Here is a 7,591-nt window from a genome sequence, read left to right as displayed (position 1 = left end):
TTCTAAGGCGGCAACAACTTGCTCAGCACGGCTTCTTTTCGCTCATGGGAATAACGGGCCACATCGGTGTCCTTTACCGCCTATCTGGGGAAAACTGGAGGGTGACAACTATCCTGCCAGAGGGGGGCTGCTGGACAATTGAATCGTCAACAAAAGCGGGCAGGTATCCTACCCACCCTTTAATACGCGTCATTTAGGCTGCAAACACTCCACAGCCCTATCCGCCACCATCTTCGCCATCTCCACCAAATGCATTACCGCCCTCTGTGGCGCAGCCACTGACTCGCCGATCACCTGCGACGTAGCCAGCGCACAATGCAGCAGCTCAGCCACCTGCACCCAGGCATCCTCGAAGCTCAGTTCTTCATTGACCGTAAATGGGTTGGTCGGGTGTGACGACAGCGTATCTGAACGAACGTTATCCATAGCAAAACTCCTAGCAGTAAGTGACTACCACCGTCCTTTCGCGACTAAACGAGCAGAGGTGGCGGCTGTACGCAGGTTAGTCGACCGGCCGCTAGGCACCGGCGCACCCGAGGGTGCCCTGCGCACAGCCACCATAAAGTGCAGGCGAGAAGACACCTGTCTTTGGGATGGCGCGTGCGCCTAGCGAGGTCCGGGCGACTAAACCCGATCACTGAATTAGCAGTGACGGTCAGCAGCCTAGTCACCCAATTCCACTGGCGCAAGCGGTTGGGATTCTCTAGGAAACGTCCTGCAAATGAAAGGGATCGGACCTGCTGGCTACTCAAAATCAGGCATTTCACTCCTGTTCTGCACAGCAACCCGGAGGCCTGAAATCGGGCGCCAACCATTGTCCACTTTAAGTTGACAGTAAGACGCCTCCCACCCGATTTATCCCTCGTCACCCACCCATTAATCTGTGCCCATGTTGAACGCAACGCCCAACCAACCTAAACAAAAAAGGATTCAACCATGAGCACTGCAACCTACAACCGCTTGAACAAAGACGACGCCATTGTTCTGCTGGTCGACCACCAGACCGGCCTGATCTCCCTGGTGCAGGACTTCTCCCCCAACGAGTTCAAGAACAACGTGCTGGCCCTGGCTGACCTGGCCAAGTTCTTCAACTTGCCGACCATCCTCACCACCAGTTTCGAGCAAGGCCCTAACGGCCCGCTGGTGCCGGAGTTGAAGGAAATGTTCCCGGACGCGCCGTATATCGCTCGCCCCGGTCAGATCAATGCCTGGGACAACGAGGATTTCGTCAAAGCGATCAAGGCCACCGGGCGTAAGCAGATCATCATTGCCGGTGTAGTAACGGATGTGTGTGTGGCGTTCCCGACCTTGTCGGCGCTGGCAGAAGGCTTTGAGGTGTTTGTGGTGACGGATGCATCGGGCACGTTCAATACCACCGTGCAGCAAGCGGCGTGGAGCCGGATGACGCAGGCCGGTGCACAGTTGATGAACTGGTTCTCGGTGGCGTGTGAGTTGCACCGCGACTGGCGCAACGACATCGAAGGGCTGGGGAATCTGTTGTCCCAGCGGATTCCTAACTATCGCAATTTGATGAATGGGTATGCAGCGCTGACTGCCCATTCTAAGTAAGTCACCACGCTGTATGACAAGCCTGCTTTGAAAAGCAGGCTTTTTCATTCCACGGCTTACCCGGCCAGCAATTGCCCAACCACCGCCTCCAGCTTCGCCACAGCGTCTACTCGCTTCGCAGTAGATATCCGCCTGACGTTATGCAGCTTCCATTGCACGGCAGGCAACTCTTCGATCCCAGGCAAACTCAACTTCGCCCAGTCAGGCTCTCCTTGTTTTAGCGAAATCAGAAAGGCGGCATCCTGCTCGCAGAATTGTTGCTGGATCGCGGTCAGCAAAGCCTCTCTGGTTACCTCTAATTCTTCAAGAGTGACCGGCGTTCGTGTCATGCCAGCAAATTCAGCCTGAAATATATCCGCCAGTGGCTTCCATCGTGGAGCAAGCAGCTCAGCCATAGGCCGCCCATGACTGATCAAATACACCAAGAAGCCCTCAAAAATTTCGCGTGTCAGCCCTTCTTCTCGAAGCATCAACATCAGATCGAAAAGGTCTCTTGGGTGTTGCCGATCCAGTGCAGCGCAAATTTTACCGCCGTAGAGGTCGGGCAAGGACACCACCGCTATCGAGGCGAAACCAAACTCATCCTCGACCAACGGCACTACGTCACGTTCCAGCGGCTGCAGGGCAGTCCCGCGCAGCACTGGCGAAACTTCAATTTTAATTTGGGCGTGAGCGTTTCTTACGAGAATCCGAAGCTCATCGTCTCGATTTGCTTGAACGGTCGCGATGCTCGAAGGGAGGGCTCGTGCTATGGCACCGGCAATGCGCTCCAACGCCTGACGAACGTCGGCCAATGCCTGCTGGCGGGCAGAGTTGGGCAGATACGCCAGGTCTATATCTACCGACAACCGAGGTAAGTCCCGCACAAACAGGTTAATGGCGGTCCCCCCTTTTAGTGCGAAACATCGTTCTGCCGCTACGTAAGGAATGACCTGCACCAGCAGACGAACCTGAGCGGCATAACGTGGATCAAGTGGCATTGGCAAAACGCTCCGGAACGGTAATGAGGAACTCTTTATCGAGTCGACCGCCCCGGATGATTTGCCGCTTGCCCTTACCCATGTCGATGCTGGAACGATCTATTCGCCTATACCACGCATGGTTCGCGTTACGTGCCAGCAACAGGAACACACGTTTGACGCGGATCGAGTTGCACGCTTCAAGCAGTTTTTGCAGGCGTTTGGGGCTGAGTGTGGCCAGACCGCTCAATACATCGGCCACACCGCTGAACAGCATTTCATCGTCGCTTTGATGGATAAGCTCAAGCACCGCACGCTCCGGGGTGGAGATTTTTAGCGCAAATTGGCGGTACGGCACTTGGAAAACTTGTAACGCCATATCTTCCAGCCCCGCAAAGAGCGCACCTCGGTAGAAATTTACCTGGGCCTCCCATTCGTGCTTGCGAAACCAGCCTGGCAGAAGAGCTTCTGATGCGCCGAATAGATCGACTGTCTGCTTTCCGAAGGTCAGGTAGTGGCTGTAACCGGCCAGGCTCAACGCCGTCGCACCACCCGGCCAAATCTGCACCGTTGCGTCTTGTTGCAGTGCGAAGACACCGCCGTGCCAGTCAAGATCGTCGCCGCTGCGTTTCCACGCACCATGCCCCACACGCTCTACCCAACCCGTGTGCTGATACTTTTGAATGAGGCTCGGCCCAACGCCGTGTTCGTGCAGCCACGCTTGGGTGGCAATGGAGCCCGACGGCCATTCAGCGAGAAGATGGTTTATTTTCATGATAAATATCACCCTATAAGGGTATTTATATAAAAAATATTAAACCACGAGAATGCTGGGCATGACTATTCTTGCGAAGCTTTGATTGCAGCCGTGAATGGGTACGTCAATACCAGGGCGCGGTGACGCGGAGCGTCAGTGGATGCGTTACCACGCGGAGCGTGGGAACGATCAACTTCCTTAATCCAGGATCAAGTGCGGCAGAAACCGGCTTGAGTCCTTGGTGATCAAGCTATTGTCCTCGCGCACGCCGATGCCGGCGGCCTGGTCGCCAATGACCCAGGAGCCGATCAGCGTGTAGCTGTCACCAAATTTTGGCAGCGGTGCGAACTCTTGAAGGATGAAGGGCGCATCCGTGTAGGGGCCGTCTTCTTTTACAGTCAGGCCGTCGGCGGTTTGCAGTTCGATGTTGGCGCCTTCCCGTGAGAAGAAAGGTTTGCGCACCCAGCCTTTTGGCACGGCTTTACCTGGGTCGGTGTCCAGGTGGGACGCGAGCAGGTTGGGGTGGCCTTTGTTGAATTCCCACAGCAGCGGCAGGATGCCTTTGTTGGAAATAATGGATTTCCACGCGGGCTCGAAGAACTGTGTGTCGCTCTGGGCAATCGCCGCACCAAAGGGTTCGTGGAAGATGAACTCCCAGGCATGCAGTTTGAACAGGTGGGGGATCCAGCGATCTTCAAGATCGACGAAGCGGCCTTCGCTGGTCAGGCCGATGTCTTCGATGTCGATGTGGCGGGATTCGATGCCGACCTTTTCGGCGACCAGACGCAGGTAGTCGGTGGTGCCTTTGTCTTCGATCGAGTCTTTCATCGAGGCGAAGTAGAACGGCTGGTTGACCTGCAACTGCGCGAAGGCCTGGTGCAGCTTGGTGTCGATGCTATTGAACTGGTCGGCGTGCTTGGGCAGCAGGCCGCGTTCGATGCATTGTTCCAGCCAGCCCCACTGAAATGCCGCGGCTTCGTAGAGGCTGGTGGGGGTGTCGTAGTTGAGCTCCAGCAGCTTGGCGGGCCCGCTGCCGTTGTAGGAGAAGTCCATGCGCCCGTACAGGTGCGGGTGACCTTCGAGCCATGAGGTTCGGATCATGTCGTAGAAAGGCGCGGGGATGCTCAGGCGTTCAAGCAGTTCTTCGCTGTGGACCACGCGGGCGACGAGGTCCATGCACATATCATGGAGCTCGGTGGTCGGGTCTTCGAGGTCGCGCTCGATTTGCTTGAGCGTGAACTGGTAGTACGCGCTTTCGTCCCAGTAAGGTTCGTCGTCGATGGTATGGAACAGGAAGCCAAGACTCTCGGCGGTATGTTTCCAGTCATGACGCTCTGCGCATTGGATCTTCTTCATGGCCGGTTTCCTTAGCTGCTCGACCCGCCGCCCCAGCCACTGCGTGCGCTGGCTTTGCTGCCGAAGCCGCCCCGGGAGGTGGCCGATGAAACCGAGCTCGACTTAGGGGAAGAGCGCAGCGTGTTGGTGTAATTGCTGCTGCCGTACCGGGCCTGGTTGGAACGGCCAAAGGTCGCGCCATTTGACACGCGTTGGTTGAGCGTCGAGTTGCCGTAATTGCCGCGATCATCGCGATAGCGGTACACCGGCTCCGAGCGGTAGCTGTTGCGGTTGTTGCTCAGCATGTTGCCGATCAGCAGGCCGGTCAGCAGGCTGCTGGTAGAGAAGCCTGAGCCGCCGCCGCTGGCCTGAGCGTTGGCCGCTTGCGCATTGGCAGCGTCGACCTGGGATTGGGTCACCTGGCCTTCGGCGGTCAGTTCGAAACCGCCCAAGCGCGGGATGAATTTGCCGGTGGAGTCTTGCTGGCACCAGTCGGCAACAAAGTCGGCGTCGCAGTCGGCCTGGCTGTCGTACACCGGCGCTATGCGGCGATGCTCGGCCATGGCGGTCATGTAGGCGTCCGAGCAGACGTCTACCGGAAGTTTTTCATCGGCGCATTGCTGTACCGATTGGAAGTTGTACTTCTTTTGCAGGTCGTAGGTTTTTTCCGTTGGGCCACAGCCGGATATCGCCATGGCGACCGACGCTGCCAGCGACAGCTGGACGTACTTGCTTCGTTTCATCGGGAGCTCCGTGGGCAATCAGTTCGAGGTGGGCGTCATGCACGCGGCATTCAGCATGCCGACGCTGATGGCCACCGCGGCCACGTAGATACCGGCCGCCAGTTCGCCCTTCTTGATGCGCTCGGACGTGCCTTTGAGCACCAGGCTGGTCAGCAGGAACGCCAGCAGCTGGACGACGGCGGCGATCACGGCCCAGACGATGAAGTCGAGAACGTTGATCGAGTAGGCAATCACGTTGCTGGCCGGAATGGCGAAACCGACGATGGCACCGCCCAGGGCGACCGCTGCGGAGGTGTTGCCCGCACGGATCAGTTCGAACTCCTTGTGCGGAGTGATGCGGGTGTAGATGAACTGGAACAGCGCGAACAGTACCGCAGCCCCCAGGATATAGAGGACAAAGCCGAGCACGGCAGCTTTGTTAAGGGAGATGGAGAGTGCTTCTAGCATGGACGGCTTCCTTTTTTAGAGCGTAGTCAGGTCGGTGGTGTACAGCGAAATGCCCAGGGATGTGCTCAGGCTGATGGTGCCTTCGGCATCTTCTTCGACGGAGAACAGCAGGAACTCTCGACGGTCGGTCAGGCCGGTGTCGCGGGCGTATAGCATCGAACGGTGCTCGACGCTGTAGGTGGCTTCTGGGCTGGTGACCTGCTCGCTCATCGCCACCAGTTCGGTCTGGCCGTCCTCGCTGCCCCACTCACGGAAGAACTCGACGCCGTCGTGGGTGTAAGTCGGCAGCCCGATCAGGCTCTGTGGGCCCGCCAGCCTGCGCAGTTCTGCTTCACTGCTGATGGTGACGTAACTGAGGTAGTTGAACAGAATCACCGACGCGACCTGGCCTGCGATCTGGCCGGTGGTGTGCACCTGCAGCCAATAATCTTCGTCGTTCATGTAATAGCGCGACAGCCAGGTGGACTGGCCGAGGTCGATGGTGCCGTTGCTCCAGATTTCCTGGGAACCGGGGACCACCACGTTGGTTTTTTCATCGAGCAGCAGTTTCAGGGTGGTGTCGAACATCACCCCCTTGCCCGGTGCCAGGCCCAGCGGGCCGGTGGCTGGCAGGCTTGGGCTGACGGCCCGGTTCGAGTCGGTAGTGGCTTTTGGGGCCTCAAGTCCCATCAACTGTTTAAGCCATCCCATGGGAGATTTCCTTAAGTCGGGTGGAAGCGATGTAGAAGAGTTCGCCGCCTTTGACCTGTGTGGCATTGGGCGGGTTGATCGACGCCTGCTGAACACCTTGGGCGCGATAGCCGATGAGGGTGGCGTTGTGGCGTTCCTTCATCTGCGTGTACAGCTCGCCGAAGGTTGCCTCAAAGGCGTCGGGTAATTTCATCAGGTACTGGGTGGCGCCCTGCCCCACGCACAGCAATTCATTGATCACCACCGACGAGCCCGGATCCTGAGAGGCGCGCACCAGCATTTCGATTGCCATGCTGGACGTGCATTCCAGCCGCGGGGCGTAGGAGCTGGCGAGTGCGGCGATTTCACTTTCGTTGAAGTGGGCGACCACATGCCCGACGGGGCTTAGTTGGTTCACCGCCAGCACGGTGGCCAGCGTCAGGTCATCAGACGGGGTTCGCACCAGCACACGCTCGGCACCGGGCACACCGGCACGCAGCAACAGCGCGGTGGAAGACAGGCTCTCGCCGCGGATGAACGCTGCTTTGCCCGGCATCGGGTTTTCTTCAAGGCTGCAATCGCAGATCACGATCAAGTTGTCGTTGGAGGTTTCGTCTTGCAGCAACAACTCAATCACCCGCTCGCTGGACGCGCCCTCCCAGCCGATCAGCACGGTATGGCCGACCTTGCCGGTGAAATCACCTTTGCCCTTCATGCCTTTTCTCCATGCATCGATAACACTGCTGGTGGTTTTGCCGATGGCTGCCGTGAGCAGCGCAATGCCCCCGAGCATGACCCAGGCCGCCACGAAAATTCGCCCCGCCGAGGTCTGCGGTGCGAGGTCGCCATAGCCGACGGTAAGTGTGGTGGTGAGATAGAAGTAGATAAACGTGGCGGGAGCGGTGAGGTGTTGTTCGCCCAGCAACACAAGGCCCAGGTAAGCCGTGCTCAGGTGGATACCCAAGGCAACGATCAGGCCTGCCCAACCGAAGCGGTGAAAGAGCGACGAGGCGTACATGCGTAACAAAAGGAAAATCGACATTTAGCCCCTGGCTCCCTGGGTACTTGAATCCTGACGACAGCATCGCCTCGGCTTCTGGATGCTCAAGTGC

The 7,591-nt window shown here is 57.9% G+C and carries 9 protein-coding genes; 1 reads left to right on the top strand and 8 read right to left on the bottom strand.

Features of this window, described 5'->3' with window-relative positions; all coding sequences use genetic code 11:
• Positions 1-189: 189 nt before the first annotated feature.
• The gene (locus TX24_RS28955; protein ID WP_057711958.1) at positions 190-426 is read right to left on the bottom strand and encodes a hypothetical protein; all 237 of its coding nucleotides are present in this window, start codon (positions 424-426) and stop codon (positions 190-192) included.
• Between the two features lie 510 nt (positions 427-936).
• Here TX24_RS28955 and ycaC point away from each other — a divergent pair.
• Positions 937-1,569, top strand: a complete 633-nt coding sequence (gene ycaC / locus TX24_RS28950; protein WP_044269011.1) for an isochorismate family cysteine hydrolase YcaC — start codon at positions 937-939, stop codon at positions 1,567-1,569.
• A gap of 56 nt (positions 1,570-1,625) precedes the next feature.
• On the opposite strand, the gene TX24_RS28945 is transcribed toward ycaC, so the two are convergent.
• The 7 genes from TX24_RS28945 to TX24_RS28915 all read right to left on the bottom strand — a co-directional run bounded on the left by TX24_RS28945 (position 1,626) and on the right by TX24_RS28915 (position 7,521).
• Positions 1,626-2,549 (bottom strand): nucleotidyl transferase AbiEii/AbiGii toxin family protein, encoded by a 924-nt coding sequence (locus TX24_RS28945; RefSeq protein ID WP_057711957.1) that lies wholly within the window; start codon positions 2,547-2,549, stop codon positions 1,626-1,628.
• Complete coding sequence (locus TX24_RS28940) at positions 2,539-3,303, bottom strand: type IV toxin-antitoxin system AbiEi family antitoxin (RefSeq protein ID WP_057711956.1); 765 nt, start codon at positions 3,301-3,303, stop codon at positions 2,539-2,541. The genes TX24_RS28945 and TX24_RS28940 overlap by 11 nt, the downstream gene beginning before the upstream one ends.
• Positions 3,304-3,483: 180 nt before the next feature.
• Complete coding sequence (locus TX24_RS28935; protein WP_057711955.1) at positions 3,484-4,641, bottom strand: glutathionylspermidine synthase family protein; 1,158 nt, start codon at positions 4,639-4,641, stop codon at positions 3,484-3,486.
• 11 nt (positions 4,642-4,652) lie between these two features.
• Complete coding sequence (locus TX24_RS28930) at positions 4,653-5,363, bottom strand: DUF1190 domain-containing protein (protein ID WP_034126869.1); 711 nt, start codon at positions 5,361-5,363, stop codon at positions 4,653-4,655.
• 18 nt (positions 5,364-5,381) lie between these two features.
• On the bottom strand, positions 5,382-5,810 hold the full coding sequence (locus tag TX24_RS28925; RefSeq protein WP_003194539.1) for a DUF350 domain-containing protein: 429 nt from the start codon (positions 5,808-5,810) through the stop codon (positions 5,382-5,384).
• 15 nt (positions 5,811-5,825) lie between these two features.
• A complete protein-coding gene (locus TX24_RS28920) occupies positions 5,826-6,500 on the bottom strand; it encodes a DUF2491 family protein (protein ID WP_057711954.1) in 675 nt (224 codons plus the stop codon).
• Entirely contained in the window at positions 6,487-7,521 is a 1,035-nt protein-coding gene (locus tag TX24_RS28915; protein ID WP_057711953.1) for an ion channel, read from the bottom strand. Before TX24_RS28915 ends, TX24_RS28920 begins: the two co-directional genes overlap by 14 nt.
• Between the last annotated feature and the right edge of the window lie 70 nt (positions 7,522-7,591).

It is taken from the genome of Pseudomonas lactis, assembly GCF_001439845.1.
Taxonomy (GTDB): Bacteria; Pseudomonadota; Gammaproteobacteria; order Pseudomonadales; family Pseudomonadaceae; genus Aquipseudomonas; species Aquipseudomonas lactis.
The sequence above is the reverse complement of the archived record's forward strand: the minus strand, read 5'-3'. Positions and strand labels throughout refer to the sequence as shown.

Bases quoted from the DNA above. Each gene is read 5' to 3' on its own strand.
- TX24_RS28955 (WP_057711958.1), bottom strand. From the start codon at position 426: ATGGATAACGTTCGTTCAGATACGCTGTCGTCACACCCGACCAACCCA.
- ycaC (WP_044269011.1), top strand. From the start codon at position 937: ATGAGCACTGCAACCTACAACCGCTTGAACAAAGACGACGCCATTGTT.
- TX24_RS28945 (WP_057711957.1), bottom strand. From the start codon at position 2,549: ATGCCACTTGATCCACGTTATGCCGCTCAGGTTCGTCTGCTGGTGCAG.
- TX24_RS28940 (WP_057711956.1), bottom strand. From the start codon at position 3,303: ATGAAAATAAACCATCTTCTCGCTGAATGGCCGTCGGGCTCCATTGCC.
- TX24_RS28935 (WP_057711955.1), bottom strand. From the start codon at position 4,641: ATGAAGAAGATCCAATGCGCAGAGCGTCATGACTGGAAACATACCGCC.
- TX24_RS28930 (WP_034126869.1), bottom strand. From the start codon at position 5,363: ATGAAACGAAGCAAGTACGTCCAGCTGTCGCTGGCAGCGTCGGTCGCC.
- TX24_RS28925 (WP_003194539.1), bottom strand. From the start codon at position 5,810: ATGCTAGAAGCACTCTCCATCTCCCTTAACAAAGCTGCCGTGCTCGGC.
- TX24_RS28920 (WP_057711954.1), bottom strand. From the start codon at position 6,500: ATGGGATGGCTTAAACAGTTGATGGGACTTGAGGCCCCAAAAGCCACT.
- TX24_RS28915 (WP_057711953.1), bottom strand. From the start codon at position 7,521: ATGTCGATTTTCCTTTTGTTACGCATGTACGCCTCGTCGCTCTTTCAC.